Genomic DNA, 16,713 nt, shown 5'->3' on the forward strand with positions numbered 1-16,713 from the left:
GTGTCATCGGGAGGCTCGAGGTTTTGATTCGCTTGGGCGCTTTTACGCCGTTTGCGTTGGTGACACGAAATTGCGAGAGAATGGCACACGTTTGCAAACACAAGAATTCAGGATTAGCGCAAATCCGTATCTCAGTAACTGCGCGCTTACGGAAGGGGGTGACACTAAAAACAGCTGGTGAGGATGATAACTGAAATACTGAAGTCCGTAGTTGCGGACGCGCCGCCCGGCAATTCGTGACGGTGGGAGAGCCTATCCTGTGAGATTAGTGTGCAGCGCCGAAAAAGACTCTATACGCTTTGCCTGGCATCCATTAGAGGCGTTACATTGGCTTTATCGATTGATCCGAATGTCCTTATCGCTCACAGTGAACCCGGAAGGGGGTGGCTCCTGCGATGGAGACGCTCATTGATCACCTGCACATGCAGGAAGCGCTGACCCCGGACAAGACCCTCTTCCGGTTCGTCGACGACGAAGGCCGCGAGCAGGAGCACTACACGTACCAGAGTTTCGCCGAGCGGACGCGTGAGCTGGCCGCCTACCTTTCGGCAGAGGCCGGGCTGCGCCCGGGAGACCGCGCGCTGCTGGTCTACCCGCCCGGCCTGGAGATGGTCGCGGCGTTCTATGCGTGTGCCCGCCTCGGGGTGATCGCCGTGCCGGTCAGCCCGCCGCTGCCGATGTCGTTCGAGTCGGGGCTGGCCAAACTCAGCTTCATCGCCCGCGACTGCCAGGCCAAGGCGGTGCTGTCCACCAAGCAGTTCGAGTACGACTACCGCCTGCTGCTCAACCACCTCGACGACGGATCGCCCTGGCCGGACGCCCAGCGGCCCCCGGAACTGCCCTGGTTCGGAACCGACGGCACGCAGGACTTCGGTGGCACGCCCGTGCCCGACACGCCCGGATCCGTGCTCTTCCTGCAGTACACGTCGGGCTCCACCAGCGACCCCAAAGGCGTGGTCGTCAGCCACGCCAACGTCATCGCCAACGCGTCGGCCTTTTCGCACGGCGAGGTGGCGGCCAGCTGGCTCCCGCAGCACCACGACATGGGCTTGATCTCCGCCTACCTGTTCATCCCGCTGATAGGTGGAACCACGCACGCTATGTCGCCGCTGGACTTCCTCAAGCGGCCGTCGGCCTGGCTGCGGCTCATCAGCGACGCGCGCGCCACCCACACGCCGGTGCCCAACTTCGCCCTCGAGTTGTGCCTGCGCGAGGACAAGCTGCCCACGTCCGAGCTCGCCGGGCTCGACCTCAGCTGCCTGGAGAGCATCGTCGTGGGCGCGGAACCGCTGCGCGCCAGCACGTTCGAGCGCTTCCGGCAGCGTTTCGCCCCCTACGGGCTGGAGCCCGGCGCGCTCACCGGCGCGTACGGCATGGCCGAAAACACGCTGATCGTGTCGCTGCGCGGGCGCCAGACCCTGGCGCTCAACAAGCGCGCGCTGGAGAAGAACCTCGCGCGGGTCGAGAAGGCTCAGCCGCAGAACAGCAACCAGGCCCCGGTGGTGAGCTGCGGGAAGCCGATCGACGGCAACGTGGTCCGCATCGTCGATCCGGAGTCCGGGCAGGCGCTCGGGGAGGGTCGGGTCGGCGAGGTCTGGGTGGACGGGCCTTCCAAGGGCGGCGGCTACTGGAACCGCCCCGAGCTGAGCGCGGAAGCCTTCGCGGCCCGCATTCCCTGCGATGCCGAGCACGCCTACCTGCGAACCGGCGACCTCGGCTTCCTGTACGAGGGCGAGCTGTTCGTCTGCGGCCGCAGCAAGGACCTGATCATCGTGCGCGGTGTGAACTGCTATCCCTCCGATATCGAGGGCATCGTGGAGCGGTCGGCCCCGGAGGTGCGCGGCGGCTGCGTCGCCGCCTTCTCGGTGGAGCAGGACGATCAGGAAGTGCTGACCGTGGTGGCCGAGGTCCGCAGCGATGGCGCGCTACCGGATGGCAAGGCCTTGGCGCGGGCCATCCGCCGGCACGGCCACATCGACCCGCACACCATCGCGTTCGTGCCGCCGCACAGCATTCCCAAGACCACGTCTGGGAAGATCAGGCGGGCGGAGACGCGCCAGCTCTGGCTGGACGGCAAGCTGCCCGTGCTGTCGAGCTACACGCATCAAACCAATGACAGGTCGGACGTAGCCGCGGGCCCGCTGGACCGGTTCCGCAATCTGATCGAGAGCTACGACCTCACCGGCGAGGAGGACTGCTCGTTCGCAGACCTCGGCATCGACTCGCTGGCGCTCGCCGAGCTCCGCGCCGACCTGCAGGCTCTGCTCGAAGAGCACGGCGCGGGGGAGCTGGCCGAGGAGGTCAACACCCGGCTGCTGCAGCGGCTGACCGTGGCCGAGTTCTTCCGGCTCATGCGGCAGTTCGGTGAGGGGTCCGGGCAGCCGCTGGACGCGCTGCGTCAGGCGCTGGAACAGATCTCCGCCGAGTACGAGGAGTACGAGACCGCGCGGATGCGTGCCGATGCACAGCTTCCGCTGCCGGCCCTGCCGCCGGCGCGGTCGGGCGCGCCCAGCGACGTCTTGCTGACCGGCGCGACCGGATTCCTCGGGCCGTTCCTGGTGAGCAGCCTGCTCGGCCGGACGTCGCTCACCGTCCACGCGCTGATCCGCGCCACGGACGAGGCGCACGGCCTGGACCGGATCGTCGCGTCGTTGCGCAAGGCCCGGTTGTGGTCCCCGGCCCTCGAGGCGGAGGTCCGCAAGCGGGTGCGCGTGGTATGCGGTGACCTCGCCGCGCCGCAGCTGGGCATCGGCGAGGCGGGTTTCCGGCAACTGGCCGAGAGCGTCGACGCCATCGTCCACAACGGCGCCCTCGTCAACTACGTCAGGACCTACGACGCCCTGCGGCCGGCCAATGTGATCGGGACGCACGAGCTGCTGCGCCTGGCCATGACCGCGCACCGCAAGACTTTCCACCTGGTCTCCAGCACCTTCATCTACGGCTGGAGCGTCAAGCCGGTGGTCGGGGAGTCCGACGCGAACCTGGAGATGAACGCCCTGGACTTCGGCTACTCGCAGACCAAGTGGGTCGCCGAGCAGCTGGCTTTCGCCGCCCAGCGGCAAGGGCTCGACGTGCGCATCTTCCGGCCCTCGCTGATCTCACCGACCAGCGCGGGCTTCGGCAGTCAGGACGACATCCTGGTGCGCACCATGGCGTTCATGATCGAGCACGGCGTTGCCGCCAACGCGCTCAACCAGCTGAGCCTGCTGCCGGCGGACCTGATCGCCGACCACATCGTCGCGCTCATGGAACTGCCGGCCGAAGCCGGCACGGTGTTCAACATGACCGCGGACGATTACTACAACATGACCGACATCACCCGCGTCTTGTCCGAGCGCTACGGCTACCGGTTCGACTACCACGACATCGGATCGTTCGCCGCCGAGATGAACCGTCGGTGCACGCCGCGGGACCCGATCTACCCGCTGGTGGATTTCCTCACCCGCTCGGCGGACAAGATCGCGGCGATGCGGGACAAGCGCTACGGCAACAGCCAGTACCAACGTGCGCGGGCGCAGGCCGCGGTCCGCCTGCGTGAGCCGGCGCTGACGGAGACGGTCGAGAATCTCGTCCGGTTCTTGCGCAGTGAGCGCCTGATCACCGAGGCTGAGGCCGAGGCGCAACGCAGCGCCTAACCCGCGCGACAACAAGCAAGGGGGTGCACCATGTTCACCGTCGACGACCAGGCGACGGGGCCGCATGACGCGTCGCTCGATCACGAGCGGATCGTTCTGCAGGCGCGTGACGTCGACTTCGACTGGGCGACGCTGCCGTTCTACTACGTGCCCAACGAGCCCTTCACCACGCACTTCTGCAACGTGCTGCACCTGCTGCTGCCCGCAGGCGAGGAGTTCATCGTCGACGCGTTCAAGAACACGCTGCCGATGATCAAGGACGATCAGCTGCGGCTGGACGTGCAGGGTTTCATCAGCCAGGAGGCCATGCACTCCCAGGCGCATTCGGGGGTGCTGGACCACTTTGCGGCCAACGGCATCGACGTCACGCCGTTCACCGACCAGATGGCCTGGCTGTTCGGCAAGCTCATCGGGGACCGGCCGGCGTGGGGCCGGCGGCGACGCCAGAGCTGGCTGCTCGAGCGGGTGTCCATGGTGGCGGCCCTCGAGCACTACACCGCCATCCTGGGCGAATGGATCCTCGACACCCCGCAACACGACGCCTTCGGCACCGACCCGGTGATGCTGGACCTGCTGCGCTGGCACGGCGCGGAGGAGGTAGAGCACAAGGCGGTCGCGTTCGACACGATGAAGCACCTGCGCGGCGGCTACTGGCGCCAGGTGCGCACCCAGCTGCTGGTGACGCCCGCGCTGCTGTGGTTGTTCATTCGCGGTGTGCGGTTCATGTACTCGGTCGACCCGTACCTGCCGCCGGGCACCAAACCGCGCTGGCGCGACTACTTCACCGCGGCTCGGCGGGGTCTGGTGCCCGGCCCCTTCCAGTTCCTGCGGGTCATCGGCGCCTACTACACGCCGAGCTTCCACCCGTCCAAACTCGGCGGGGTCGGGCGCGCGGTCGACTACCTGGCCCGGTCACCAGCCGCCCGCGCGGCGCACTGAGTGTCCCGGAGTTGGCACCAATGACTCAACGCAGCAACGTAATTGCGTCCGACGGCGTATCCCTCGCGGTCCACGCCCGCTCGGAGATCGACCGAGGGCGCCCGACCATTTTGGCGATCCACGGTTACCCGGATAACCACCACGTGTGGGACGGCGTCGCCGAAGAGCTCAGCGAGCGCTACAACTTCGTGGCTTTCGACGTACGCGGCGTCGGTGCATCGTCCAAGCCGGCGAGGCGCTCGGGATATCTTCTGCCGCAACTGGTTTCCGATATCGGCGCGGTGATCGACAGCCTCGGCGTGGACCAGGTGCATCTGGTGGCCCACGACTGGGGTTCCATCCAGGCCTGGGCGGCGGTCACCGACGACGCGGTGATGGGCAAAATCGCCTCCTTCACGTCGATCTCGGGCCCGCACCTGAACTATGCGGGCAAGTTCCTGCGGTCCGCTCGCTCACCCCGGGGCGTGTTCGACGTCCTCAGGCAGGCGCTGGCCTCCACGTACATCTGGTTCTTCCTGTGCCCGGGGGCGCCGGAGTTGGCGATCTGGTCCCGGGCGACCGTGGTGGTCTTCGCCGCGGTTGAACTGATCGGCCGTCCCCGCCGCGCCGGCCGGCAGCGCGCGGCGACCACCCGGTCGGTCCGCGACTACGTCAACGGGCTCAACCTGTACCGCGCCAACATGCCCGGGCCGTTCCTGGCGCCCGGGAAGGAGCTGCCGCAGACCAAGGTCCCCGTGCAGGTGCTGGTGGCGCGCAAGGACTATTTCGTGTCGCCGCCCCTCCAGCGGTTCACCGGCTCGATACCGACTCGCGGCAGGGTGATCCCGATCGAGGGCGGGCACTGGGTGGTGTCCTCCCATCCGGAGGTCATCGCCCGGCTCACGGCCGAATGGGTCGACCAGGTCATCGGCATCCGACAGGCATAGGAAATTCCCTGTGGCACAGGCGATTTGGAGTAGCAGACCCGCCGACCTGTACGGTCGCCGCAAGCGGGATCGCCTCTACACGGCGTTGTGGGGAGTCGGCACCCTCTTCGGCGGGTTGGCGTCGGCGTCGCGGTGGGACCCGTCGCGGGTCGTGCCGGTGTCGCGGGTCAACACCGCGGTGGTCAGCAAGCGCGAGCTTCTCGCGCCCGACGTGGTCGCGTTGACGCTCGCCGACCCGCAAGGGGGATTGCTGCCGTCCTGGACGCCCGGCGCGCACATCGATATCCGGTTGGCCTCGGGCCGCCGCCGCCAGTACTCACTGTGCGGTCCGCCGGGACGGCGCACCGACTACCGCATCGCGGTGCGCCGGATCGCCGACGGCGGCGGTGGATCCATCGAAATGCACGACACCTTCGCCGTGGGCGACACCGTCGAGTTCGAAGGCCCCCGCAACGCGTTCTATCTCGTCACCGATGAGCGCGAGGTGTTGTTCGTGATCGGCGGCATCGGGATCACCCCCATCCTGCCCATGGTCCGGGTCGCCCAGCAGCGCGGAATCGATTGGCGCGCCGTGTATGCGGGGCGCAGCCGTGAGTACATGCCGCTGCTCGACGAGCTTATGGCGGTGGCGCCCGACCGGGTCACCGTTTGGGCAGACGACGAGCTCGGCCGCATGCCCGCCGCCTCGGAACTGCTCGTCGATGCCGGGCCGACGACGGCCGTCTACGTGTGCGGCCCGACCGCCATGCTCGAATCGGTGCGCGCGGAGCGTGACCAGCACGCCGACGCGCCGCTACATTACGAACGCTTCGGCCCGCCGCCCGTCGTCGACGGCGTCCCGTTCGAGCTGGAACTCGCCCGCTCGCAGCGCGTGCTCAGCGTGCCGGCCAACCGGTCGGCGCTGGACGTCATGCTGGACAGCGACCCGTCGACCGCGTACTCCTGCCAACAAGGCTTCTGCGGCACCTGCAAGGTGAAAGTGCTTGCGGGGCAAGTTGATCGCCGCGGGCGCACCGTAGAGGACGACGGCGAAATGCTGGTCTGCGTCTCCCGGGCCGAGGGCGATCGCCTGGTGATCGACGCCTGACCCCGGTTGATCCCCGCAGCGGATTCGTCCCTCTCGCCTGCGCCGATAACGTACTCTCGCATTTGGAGAGGATCAATCTCACTTTAGAGAATGACACTCTTCACCAAACTGCAGCGGTTAGGTGAGCCTTAGTTATCATCGGCAGGTCGGGCCGCGTCAACGCAGTCGTGTGAAGGAATGAGGCAAGGGTGACCGATACCACCACATCAGTGGCGGAAGAATTCGACGGTCGGCCGTCGGTATCGCTGCGGGTCCGCGGCCGATGGCTGCGTTGGGGGCTGCTCGCGGTCTGGGGTCCCGGTCTGGTGGTGATGTTGGCGGACACCGATGCGGGGTCGTTGATCACCGCGTCGCAGTCCGGCGCCCAATGGGGCTACCGGATGGTGCTGCCGCAGCTGATGTTGATGCCGATCCTCTACGTCGTGCAGGAGATGACGGTGCGACTGGGCATCGTCACCAAACGCGGTCATGGCGCCCTGATTCGGGAACGGTTCGGCCGCGGCTGGGCCTGGCTGTCGGCCTTCACGTTGTTCGCCTCCGCGATCGGCGCGCTGCTGACGGAGTTCGCCGGCGTCGCCGGGGTAGGGGAACTTTTCGGTGTCTCACGGTGGGTCAGTATCCCGGTCGCAACGGCCGCGCTGCTGGCGTTGGCGTTCACCGGCAGCTACCGGCGCGTCGAACGCATCGGTCTCATCATCGGCGCGGCCGAGCTGGCGTTCCTGGTCGCCATGGTTTTGGCACGGCCGCGGCTCGACGCGCTGCTGGACGGCTTGTCCTCGATGCCGCTGGGCAACTCGTCGTATCTGCTCTTGGTCGCGGCCAACGTCGGCGCGGTCATCATGCCGTGGATGGTGTTCTATCAGCAGGGCGCCGTGGTGGATAAGCGGTTGTCGGAGGCCACGATTCGGCAGGCCCGCTACGACACCGCCACCGGCGCGGTCCTGACCCAGGTGATCATGATCGCGGTGGTCGTCACGGTGGCCTCGACGGTGGGCGCGCACGACGGCGGGGTGTCCCTGAACACCGTCGGCGAGATCGCCAATTCGCTCACCCCCTACCTGGGCCGCACGGGTGGGACGGTCCTGTTCGGTCTGGGGATGCTGGGCGCGGCGCTGGTCGCCGCGATCGTGGCCTCCCTCGCCGGGGCATGGGGGCTCGCGGAGGTCTTCGGGTGGCGCCACACGCTCAACGAGCGGCCCAACCGCGAGACCGCCAAGTTCTACATCACCTACGGGCTCGCGCACATCGTCGGCGCGGTGCTCGTCCTGGCCAGCGTCGACCTGGTCAACCTGGCCGTGGATGTCGAAGTGATGAACGCCCTGCTCCTACCGATCGTGCTGGGTCTGCTGCTGGCGTTGGAAACCAAGGCGTTGCCCGCGCAGTGGCGCATGCGCGGGCTGCACAAATACATCACCTGGGCCCTGTGTCTGGTCGTCATGGGCTTCGGGCTGTACATGGTCCCCCAGGCGCTGGGCTGGGCTTAAAACGGCCTATTGCTTAGGGTGCGCCGGGTAGGCGTGGACGAGTGCGCTGTTGAGCCTGGGCACCGCGTGAGTGAGTTGGTGTTCGGCGTCGTGAGCGATGCGGTGGGCATCCTCGAGGCTGGTACCGGGATCGATGTCGAGTTCCGCGTCGGCGTGCAGCTGGTGACCGATCCACCGCATCCGGATGCTGCGCACGCTGCAGACGCCAGGCCGCGCGCCAAGGCATGCTTCGGCGGTGTCGACGAGCCTGGGGTCCACCGCATCCATGAGCCGACGGAAGATGTCGCGCGCGGCGCGGTACAGCACCGCCACGATCGCCACCGTGATGATCATGCCGATGACCGGGTCGGCAACCGGGTGGCCCAGAGCAACACCGATCGCTCCGAAAAGCACTGCCAGCGAGGTGAATCCGTCGGTTCGCGCGTGTAGGCCGTCGGCAACGAGGGCGGCCGAGCCGATCCGGCGGCCGATCCGGATACGGTAGCTTGCGACCCCCTCGTTGCCCAGGAAGCCCACGATGCCGGCCGCCGCGACCCAGGCGACGTGATGGACAGCGACGGGGTGGATGAGCCGCAGGACGGCTTCGTAGCCGGCGATGATCGCCGACAGGGCGATCATGCCGATGACGAACAGGCCCGCGATGTCTTCGGCGCGCCCATAGCCGTAGGTGTATCGCCGGGTGGCCGCGCGACGGCCCAAGGAAAACGCGATCCAGAGGGGGACCGAGGTCAGTGCATCGGAGAAATTGTGAATGGTGTCGGCGGCCAGCGCGATCGATCCCGAGACGGCGGCGACGATCACCTGTATGCCGGCGGTCGCGGCCAGGCCGATGAGGCTGATCTTGACGGCCCGGATGCCGGTGGCGCTGGATTTCAGAGCGGTGTCGACACTGTCGGCGACGTCGTGGCTATGCGGGACGAAAATTTGGCTGACGATGCCGCGGACCCGGTGGGCATGTTCGTGGCCAGGCCCATGGTGGTGCTCGTGATCGTGCCCGCTATACGCGTTCACCGCCGCGCTCCCCGATTACCTGCATGCATACGCAGATAATAAGTCACTCAACCATTGCTCGCGAGCGCTCGCCGGCGGCGGCAGAACAGCTCGACCAACGCTTAGGCGCAATTGGAAAACCTAGACGCCCGGTCATGACAAGGACGATGATCGTGACTGACGGCTAAGGAGTCGATCATGTTGCTCAACAGATTTGCCGCCTGGACCGGGTGGCTGTCCACGCTGCTCGCGTTCGCGGCGCTCCCGATGGCGCTCTTCGCAGCCGGTACCGGCCACCTGGGCTGGGCGATGGTGGCGGCCGCCGCGCTGCTGTCTTGTGTCGTCGTCGGGGCCGGCGTCGTCGCGGGGGTCGTACACTACGACCACCGACATCACCGAAGCACTCCCCACCTCTTCTAGCTGCTCGACGCGTCATCGCCCGAATGGGTTCGGGCGCAACCCATCTCTGTCCGCATTCGCGCCTCGACGGCGCGCTCCACGCCTAACAATTGATATGAGGAATACAACCGGTGTCACCACCGGGACCGTTGAAATCCCTAGTGGGCTGACTGGGGTGGATGTCGGGGTTGCGATCGATGTGGTTGTGTTGCTGAGCAATTGGCTGCCGCCAAGGCCTGGCACCAAAGTCAGCGCCGTTGCACCGCTGAACAGCGCGATCGCCGTCATCGCTCGAGATTTCATGAGAATCTCCATTCTCGATTGTGCATACGGCCAAATGTGGCGCGCCTATACCCCCCGGGGTAGGAACTAAAGTCCGTTGCATTTGCGGTGGCGCTGCCCCATTCCGGCACCGAGGACAATCCCGATACTGATGACGAGCCTCGTAATTATTTGGAAATTAACCACTTACGGCCTGCCGCCGGGCGTGCTATCGGCGTCACCACCACGCGTGCAGTCGGTGGGTCCGCAGCAGCAAGACCCCGCTGCTTCCATTGGGCAACCATACCCCGGTAGGGTAAAAGCGTCGACGTCATCGTCGCTGAAGGTGTCTGGTCGTTACGGGCGCAGGCGGAGCCACCACAGCCGGGAATCGGAAAGCAGGTCAGCGGCTTCGAAAGCCGTCGGAGGGCGTCTCTCGGCGCCCGACTCTTCCCAGCGTCCGCGCCGCGCCCGCGGCGAGCAGCGCCTGCCGCGTACCGCGGAGCTCCGCGGCGAGGTCGTGTTCGAGCGCCGGGACCCCTAATCCCCGACGGTGCAATTGTCGATCCAGCGCGGCGATGAACAAGCCCTCGCCGGTGCGCCGGCACCCGAGAACGGCGCGCTCGTTCATCACATCCCGAGTGAGGGCGGCGGCCGGGCAGGCCGCGACCACCTCCAGCGAGGCCCGCATGTCCAGCGTCGTGGTCACCCCACACGATGGTGAGGCGCCGATCCCGACGATGCCGGCCACCGTGATGCCGGAACGCTGGTAGTCGGCGACGTCGCGGGCGACCTGCCGCGCCAAGCGCCGATAGACGAGGCGCGTCCAAAGCACGAACGCGCCCAGCAATGGGCCGCGCAGCCGGTACAGCAATCCGCCCTTGGAGTGGTACAGGTGCAGGCTGTGTGGCTTCAATACCCCACCCCAGGCTTGCCGCTCCGGACACGGCAGCTGGTGAATTCCGTAACCCGCGTTCGTCAGCTCTTCGACCACCTCCCGCACCGCACCGGGTCGGGTGGCGCCGCCCGCGTAACGCGTGTTCTCGTTCAGCAGACAGTGCGAGACGAGCACAACCCGCAGACCGCGCTCGTCGCGCAGCTGGTCGAGCAGTAGCCGGGCTCGCGGCGGCGTCGGTCTGCCGCGCATGCTCGATACGGTATCTCGGCTCGGACGGCCGCGGAGCGGCTTTTCGTCGCTGCTCGCGGCCGACAGGTGGCGCCGCCCAGGCGCGAAGCCGTGCTGGTCGAGCGATGGTACGGGACTTCCGCCCCTAGGTCTGCCATGGTGCCGACCACTACCGTCGGCGCTACAGCGCGACGTTCGATACATCAAATGCGGGGTTGACCATGTATCAGGCCAGATGGTTGATGGTTGTGGCCGGCATGGCCGCACTGCTGATGGCGGCATGCTCCAGTCACCCGGCGCCGCCGGCATCGTCGACCTCCCCGCTGGCCGATTCGACCCGATCAAACGCGTTGTCAGCCATGCACGGTGAGGCGCTCGCCCATGCGAAGTATCTGGCGTATGCCACCCAGGCGCAGCAGGTCGGGCGGACCCAGGCCGCGCAGGACTTCACCAATGCCGCGCAGACCGAGCACATGGATCACTTTGCGCGCGAGGCCGATCTGGTCGGGCTGGGCAGCGACATCGCGGCCAACCTGCGCGACGCGATCAACGGCGAGACGAATGAGGCCAGCGTCATGTACCCGGGTTTCGCGAAGCAGGCCGCCGCTGAAAACGACCAGGCCGCGGCATCGGCTTTCCGCGAGATCGGCGCCGACGAGGCAACCCACCTCAAGCACTTCCAAGCGGCACTCGACGTGGTGGGCAACCCTGGCGGCGGCGCTTCGCTACCGGCCGGTGTAGCGCCGACGCCGGTGGCCATCACGCCCGGGCCCCCGCGGTCCTCCGGGGCCACGCTGGCGAACCTGCGCACCGCCATGCAGGGCGAGGCCTTCGCCTACGCCAAATACATGCGCTACGCCGATCAGGCGCGGCGAGAGGGTAACTCGGCTGTAGCGCAGCTCTTCACCAACACCGCAAACATCGAGTTGAACGAGCATTTCGCGACGCTGGCCACGCTGGCCGGGTTGGTGGGGACCGACACCAACGCCAACTTGCAAGACGCGATCAACGGCGAGCAGCACGAGGCCGACGTCATGTACCCCGACTACGCCCGCCAAGCCGACCGGGCAGGAAACCCTCAGGCCGCCAACCTGTTCCGGGAAATCGCCGGTGACGAGAAGACCCACCAGCAGACGTTTCAGAGGGCACTGGCTGCGTCATGACCACATGGCGGAGGCGGGAACCGGGCGGCAGGGCCGCCGGCACGTCGGGGTGCCATAGCTAGTGCTTCATGAAGTGTCCTTCGAGTCCGGCGGGGTGCCTTGCGCGGCCGATCTCTACCGGCCCGCAAAGGCGGGAAAAGGCCTCGCGTGCGTGGTGATGGGACACGGCGGCAGCGCCACCAAGCGCCTCGGGCTGCCGGCGTACGCAGCGAAATTCACCGCGGCGGGCCTCGCGGTGCTGGCGTTCGACTACCGGCATTTCGGAGCCAGCGGCGGCGAACCTAGGCAAGTGATCGACGTCGCCGAACAACGAGACGACTACCGGGCGGCGGTGCGATACGTGCGAGGTCGCGAAGATATCGATCCGCATCGGGTCGCTTTGTGGGGGACCTCGCTCAGCGGCAGCCACGTGCTGGCGGTCGCCGCGACGGATCCGGAAATCGCCGCCGTGGTGCTGCAGGTACCGCTGATCGACGGTTGGCACCGTGGGCGCAGGCTCCGCGAGCGTCTCAGTTGGGATGTGACGTGGCGGACGCTGCAATTCACCGTCGCCGCGTTGTGCGACGTGATTGGCGCGAAGTTGGGTCGGCCGCCGTATCTGGTTCCCGTGGTAGCCGATCCCGGCGAGATTGCGGTATTCACTGAGCCCGAAGCGAAATCCGCGTTCGAGGCGCTGGGCGGCGAAGCCGTCGGCTGGCGCAATGCGTTGGCTCCGCGCATGCTGTTCGCCCTGCCGCGCTACCACGAAGGCACCGCGGAGAAGTTGCGCATGCCGGTCCTGATGTGCGTGGGCGACCGGGACCTGCAAGCGTCGCCCAGATTCGCGGTGCGCATCGCGTCAGGGATGAATAACGTTGAACTGCACCGCTATCCGGTGGGGCACTTCGACGTCTACACTGGCGCGCTGTTCGAGGAGATCAGCGCCGTGGAGACGGAATTCCTACGCCGGCACTTGATACGGGATGGCTGACGGGTTCAGGTCCAGGGGCCCGGGAAGTGGCCGTCCTGGTCTTGCACCATCACGATGTCCTTGCAGTCCCCGTTCAAGGCCGCGGCATTCTCACCGCGGCATACCAGCGTCCAGCCCGATATTCGCGCGAAGGGCCGAACTGACCAAGTGGTCGCAATCGGATCGGTGGCGGGCAGGGCGAGGACGGCAAACGTATTGCCGACGTTGGTGATGTAGAGGTGGTCTTCGAAAAACGCCACCTTGGCAATCGACATCTTCTTCGCGTCATCCCGCGTCTTCAGGAAATCCCACTGCTGGCTACGCAGGTTCCACACCCCGAAGCCGAACGAGGAGGTATCCGAATCATGGCCGTCGACAAACAATTTCCCGTCCGACAACGTCGCGGACAGCCCGCCGCCGGGAATGCGATCGGAATCGCCGATCTTGATGACGGCCTTGGCGTTCAGGTCATAGAACATCGTCGACAACGCCGGGGGATTGTGGGAATCCCAGTGCGTGACTTGCACCAGTTTGTTTGGACCATAGGTCAATTCGGCGTCTACGCTGCGAATGTCGTTGTCCTGGTAAATCACCTCTCCGCTGGGCCGGCGCAGCTCTGCGCCCGACGTCTTGCCCGGGTCGGTGTTGCGCTGAAACGCAAGGACGTCCTGCCAGGCGCGCCCGGATTGTGGGTCGCTCCACGGCGTCGACAGGTCGGTGGCGGAAAGGATGACGGTCCGGGGCGGCGACGTGGGGGCGTGTCCGTCGGTGAAGGCGTTGGTCCAGGCCACGCCCGTCGCGGTCGAGGCGAGCCCCCAGTCCTTCGCCGCGGTGAACTTGAGGTTCGGGGTGGGCGGCTGCAGTTCCTTCGTCGCCAACGGTTGACCCGCCTTGAAGTCGTAGGCGTATGCGGTCGTTTTCGTGACGGCGGGTTGTTGCGCTTGGGCGGGTTTGACGGTCGTGACGATGTAGACGACCCTCATGTCCTCCGCACTGCCCGTCAGCGCGCAGATGGCGCCGGTGAGATTCTCGCCGGCGGCGACCGCCGGAACGGCCGGCGCGATGTATCGACCGGTTTTGGGATCAAAGATTTTCGGGCGGATGTCCTCGAGCGCGGATTTGCTCGACGAAGATTTGTCCGGGCAACCGAAGTACGCCGTTCCGCCGTAGCTTTTCCAATCCTTCTCCAACGGACCCGTTATCGCCGCTGGTGACGGAGCCGCGCTGGTGGCGGTTTTCGACGGAGAAGTCGAGGTGGTCGGGGTCGCCGCGGGCGGGGACGCGGTTTCCGAACAGGACGCGACGGCCAGGCAGGCGACCGACGCGACGAGGGCAAGCCCGAATTTGGGCACAGTTTGCCCCGTGAACGGCCGCATCGGAAAACCCCCGTTAAGTTCGTGTAACCAATGAGCGTAAGGCGGGCGGGGACGAACCGCGACTTGTATCCCGCGGTATTCGTCACACCGGGCCCGCCGACCGGCTAGCGGTCGAACTCGATGGGCAGGCTCTTCGGGCCGCTGAGGCTCACCATGGGTTTCCAGGGAACCGGTCCCGCGGTGCGCGGGTTCAGCAGGCGGCTGACCACCACCTCGGCACCTTCCGCCATACAAATAGGAAGGTATGTATGGTGGCCGTGCGCCGAGGTCTACCCGCGTCGTATGCCGCCGACCAGTTGGCCGCCGATCAGCCCGACCGCGAACACGCCGCCGATGACTCCCGAAATGAGCAGCGGCAGTTGACCGTTCGCACCCCAGAGGAAGCCGGCCCACAACCCCGCGACCAGGACAGCCAGCCCGATGCCGCCCTGGAACACGCCCTGCGCGCTGGCCTGATGTTCCCGGTCGACCAACCCCGAGATCCAGGCCTTCCCGACGCCGTCGGTGCAGCCGGTGAACAATCCGTAGGCGCCGATCAGCAGCCACGCCGTCACGGTGTCGGTGGTGAGCCCCAGCCCGATGTAGCCAACCGCGAAGAATGTGAGGCCGAGGCCGAACAGCGCCGGTCTGCCGATGCGGTCGGCGAGCGAACCGGCCGGGTAGCTGGCCAGGGCATAGACCGCGTTGTATCCGACGTACGCCAGAATCACCCCAACCACCGAGAAGCCAATTTCATTGAGCCGCAACAACAACAAGGCGTCCGGGAAATTGACCACGCTGAAGAGCACCAGCAGCGCGGTGACCCGCCAATAGGGCTGCGGCAAAGCCCGCACACCGGCCCACATGGACTGCCGCTGCGCTGGTGGGCCGCGATGGGCGCGCTCGCGCACCAGAAAGACGAGCGCCACGCTGAGCACGGCGGGCACGATGGCGACATACAGCAATGGCGCGATCCGATGGTCCAGCACCTCATACCCCACCAACCCGAGCAGCGGACCGAACACGGCGCCAAAGGTGTCCATCGCGCGGTGGAAGCCGAAAACCCGGCCGCGCAGGGCCTCGTCCACATCGTCGACCAGCAGCGCGTCCCGCGGTGCGCCGCGGACGCCCTTGCCGAGCCGGTCAACGACGCGACCGGCGAGCACTCCCGGCCACGCCGCCGCCACCGCGATGATGATTTTTCCGAGCGCCGCCATTCCGTACCCGGTGGCGATCAACGGGCGTCGCTGAAACCTGTCGCCGAGCGGCCCCGCCGCGAGTTTCGTCAGCGACGCCGCGCCCTCGGCCGCACCCTCGACGGCCCCGACCACCGACGGGGGCGCACCGAGCACCGCCGTCAGGTAGATCGGCAACAGCGGATACAACAGCTCGCTGGCGGTGTCCTGCAGGAACGAGACCCCGGAGAGCACCCGAACGTTGCGGGTCAGCCAGCGGGGCCCTGACCGGGTTTCACTCTGCGGCACGAAGTCGCACCATCCGCGTCGTCGACGTCTCGTCCAACTCAACGACATCGGACCGCGAACGCAGGAAATCGCTGAATGACCGGAATCCCAGAGACCTTTCGCTGAACGACGGGTCCATCCGCTTCATCTGTGCCTTCACCGCCGAATTGTGCAGCCAGTCGACGTCGTCCTTCTCCAGGCCGATCTGCAGCGCGCGCGTCAGCAGCGCCGTCGCGGCCGCCTGCGGATCGGGTGGCTCCGGCTCGTCGGGCTGCGCCGGCTTGGCGCGCCCGTCCCGTCGCTTCGACGGCTTCGCCTCGGCCTCGGCGTCCGCGGCCGCGGGCTCGGGTTCGAGCGCCGGAACCCCCGGCAGCGAGTCGTAGATGACGAACTCGTCGCAGGCCGCCGCGAGCGCCCGGCTCGACGCACCGGCCACCCCGATGCCCACGACGTACCGGCCGAGCCTCTTGCAACGCTGGGCCAACGGGATGTAGTCCGAGTCACCGGCCACGACCACCACGTGGGTAAGGTCGGGCAGGCGGAACATGTCCTCGACGGCGTCGACGGCCAGCCGGATGTCGGCCCCGTTCTTGCCGTAGGCCGCAGCGGGGAACAACTGCACCAGATCGACCGCGCGGGCCACCAGCTGCCCGCGGTACCCGGCGTTGATATCCGCCGACCAGTCCGCGTAGGCACGGGTGAGCACCAGCGTGCCGAACGACGATGCGAAGTCGAGGATCGCGCCGACGTCGACGGTGGCCCGGTCCAGCCGCCCGGCATACTGGTCGAGCCCCTTGGCTTTGTCCCGTTGGAACGAGTTGCGGCCGTGCACCTGGTCGTATCGCGAAATCACGATGTTGTCGAAGTCGAGGTAGACGGCCACGCGGGCCGCAACCGGTTCGGTCATGGACTAAATCATCGCTGAGGCCCGCGGCA

13 protein-coding genes and 1 pseudogene are annotated in these 16,713 nt (G+C 66.9%); 8 read left to right on the plus strand and 6 right to left on the minus strand.

Features of this window, described 5'->3' with window-relative positions:
- Positions 1–395: 395 nt before the first annotated feature.
- The 5 genes from A5678_RS19350 to A5678_RS19370 all read left to right on the plus strand — a co-directional run bounded on the left by A5678_RS19350 (position 396) and on the right by A5678_RS19370 (position 8,071).
- A complete protein-coding gene (locus A5678_RS19350) occupies positions 396–3,635 on the plus strand; it encodes a fatty acyl-AMP ligase (RefSeq protein WP_068045317.1) in 3,240 nt (1,079 codons plus the stop codon).
- Positions 3,636–3,665: 30 nt separating this feature from the next.
- Positions 3,666–4,574: a metal-dependent hydrolase gene (locus A5678_RS19355; RefSeq protein WP_068045320.1), complete on the plus strand. Its 909-nt coding sequence runs from the start codon at positions 3,666–3,668 to the stop codon at positions 4,572–4,574.
- Between the two features lie 20 nt (positions 4,575–4,594).
- The gene (locus A5678_RS19360; protein WP_068045323.1) at positions 4,595–5,500 is read left to right on the plus strand and encodes an alpha/beta fold hydrolase; all 906 of its coding nucleotides are present in this window, start codon (positions 4,595–4,597) and stop codon (positions 5,498–5,500) included.
- A 10-nt stretch (positions 5,501–5,510) separates the two neighbouring features.
- Positions 5,511–6,587 carry a PDR/VanB family oxidoreductase gene (locus A5678_RS19365; RefSeq protein WP_068045326.1) on the plus strand — a complete coding sequence of 359 codons (1,077 nt, stop codon included), beginning with the start codon at positions 5,511–5,513 and terminating at the stop codon, positions 6,585–6,587.
- 188 nt (positions 6,588–6,775) lie between these two features.
- On the plus strand, positions 6,776–8,071 hold the full coding sequence (locus A5678_RS19370; RefSeq protein WP_068045329.1) for an NRAMP family divalent metal transporter: 1,296 nt from the start codon (positions 6,776–6,778) through the stop codon (positions 8,069–8,071).
- A 6-nt stretch (positions 8,072–8,077) separates the two neighbouring features.
- Here the strand turns inward: A5678_RS19370 and A5678_RS19375 are convergent, their stop codons facing one another.
- The gene (locus tag A5678_RS19375; RefSeq protein WP_068045332.1) at positions 8,078–9,082 is read right to left on the minus strand and encodes a cation diffusion facilitator family transporter; all 1,005 of its coding nucleotides are present in this window, start codon (positions 9,080–9,082) and stop codon (positions 8,078–8,080) included.
- 177 nt (positions 9,083–9,259) lie between these two features.
- Between A5678_RS19375 and A5678_RS19380 the strand changes: the two genes are divergently transcribed.
- Entirely contained in the window at positions 9,260–9,481 is a 222-nt protein-coding gene (locus tag A5678_RS19380; protein WP_068045336.1) for a hypothetical protein, read from the plus strand.
- Between the two features lie 643 nt (positions 9,482–10,124).
- Here A5678_RS19380 and A5678_RS19390 read toward each other — a convergent pair.
- Complete coding sequence (locus A5678_RS19390) at positions 10,125–10,868, minus strand: 2-thiouracil desulfurase family protein (RefSeq protein ID WP_068045341.1); 744 nt, start codon at positions 10,866–10,868, stop codon at positions 10,125–10,127.
- Between the two features lie 200 nt (positions 10,869–11,068).
- On the opposite strand from A5678_RS19390, the gene A5678_RS27620 reads away from it, so the two are divergent.
- On the plus strand, positions 11,069–12,010 hold the full coding sequence (locus A5678_RS27620) for a ferritin family protein (RefSeq protein WP_231983723.1): 942 nt from the start codon (positions 11,069–11,071) through the stop codon (positions 12,008–12,010).
- A 73-nt stretch (positions 12,011–12,083) separates the two neighbouring features.
- Positions 12,084–12,980: an alpha/beta hydrolase gene (locus A5678_RS19400; RefSeq protein WP_197502200.1), complete on the plus strand. Its 897-nt coding sequence runs from the start codon at positions 12,084–12,086 to the stop codon at positions 12,978–12,980.
- 5 nt (positions 12,981–12,985) lie between these two features.
- On the opposite strand, the gene A5678_RS19405 is transcribed toward A5678_RS19400, so the two are convergent.
- The 4 genes and pseudogenes from A5678_RS19405 to A5678_RS19415 all read right to left on the minus strand — a co-directional run bounded on the left by A5678_RS19405 (position 12,986) and on the right by A5678_RS19415 (position 16,684).
- Entirely contained in the window at positions 12,986–14,335 is a 1,350-nt protein-coding gene (locus A5678_RS19405) for a hypothetical protein (RefSeq protein WP_068045347.1), read from the minus strand.
- A 104-nt stretch (positions 14,336–14,439) separates the two neighbouring features.
- Positions 14,440–14,565 (minus strand): annotated as a pseudogene (locus tag A5678_RS28215) (cytochrome P450); the annotation flags it as partial.
- Positions 14,566–14,604: 39 nt separating this feature from the next.
- On the minus strand, positions 14,605–15,798 hold the full coding sequence (locus A5678_RS19410) for an MFS transporter (protein WP_068045350.1): 1,194 nt from the start codon (positions 15,796–15,798) through the stop codon (positions 14,605–14,607).
- Entirely contained in the window at positions 15,785–16,684 is a 900-nt protein-coding gene (locus A5678_RS19415) for an NYN domain-containing protein (protein ID WP_068045353.1), read from the minus strand. The genes A5678_RS19410 and A5678_RS19415 overlap by 14 nt, the downstream gene beginning before the upstream one ends.
- Between the last annotated feature and the right edge of the window lie 29 nt (positions 16,685–16,713).

Source organism: Mycobacterium sp. E2733, from assembly GCF_001667585.1.
Classification (GTDB): Bacteria; Actinomycetota; Actinomycetes; order Mycobacteriales; family Mycobacteriaceae; genus Mycobacterium.

Excerpts from the sequence above, each read along its gene's own strand:
- A5678_RS19390 (WP_068045341.1), bottom strand. The coding sequence starts at position 10,868 with ATGCGCGGCAGACCGACGCCGCCGCGAGCCCGGCTACTGCTCGACCAG.
- A5678_RS19355 (WP_068045320.1), top strand. The coding sequence starts at position 3,666 with ATGTTCACCGTCGACGACCAGGCGACGGGGCCGCATGACGCGTCGCTC.
- A5678_RS19360 (WP_068045323.1), top strand. The coding sequence starts at position 4,595 with ATGACTCAACGCAGCAACGTAATTGCGTCCGACGGCGTATCCCTCGCG.
- A5678_RS19415 (WP_068045353.1), bottom strand. The coding sequence starts at position 16,684 with ATGACCGAACCGGTTGCGGCCCGCGTGGCCGTCTACCTCGACTTCGAC.
- A5678_RS19405 (WP_068045347.1), bottom strand. The coding sequence starts at position 14,335 with ATGCGGCCGTTCACGGGGCAAACTGTGCCCAAATTCGGGCTTGCCCTC.
- A5678_RS19350 (WP_068045317.1), top strand. The coding sequence starts at position 396 with ATGGAGACGCTCATTGATCACCTGCACATGCAGGAAGCGCTGACCCCG.
- A5678_RS19380 (WP_068045336.1), top strand. The coding sequence starts at position 9,260 with ATGTTGCTCAACAGATTTGCCGCCTGGACCGGGTGGCTGTCCACGCTG.
- A5678_RS27620 (WP_231983723.1), top strand. The coding sequence starts at position 11,069 with ATGTATCAGGCCAGATGGTTGATGGTTGTGGCCGGCATGGCCGCACTG.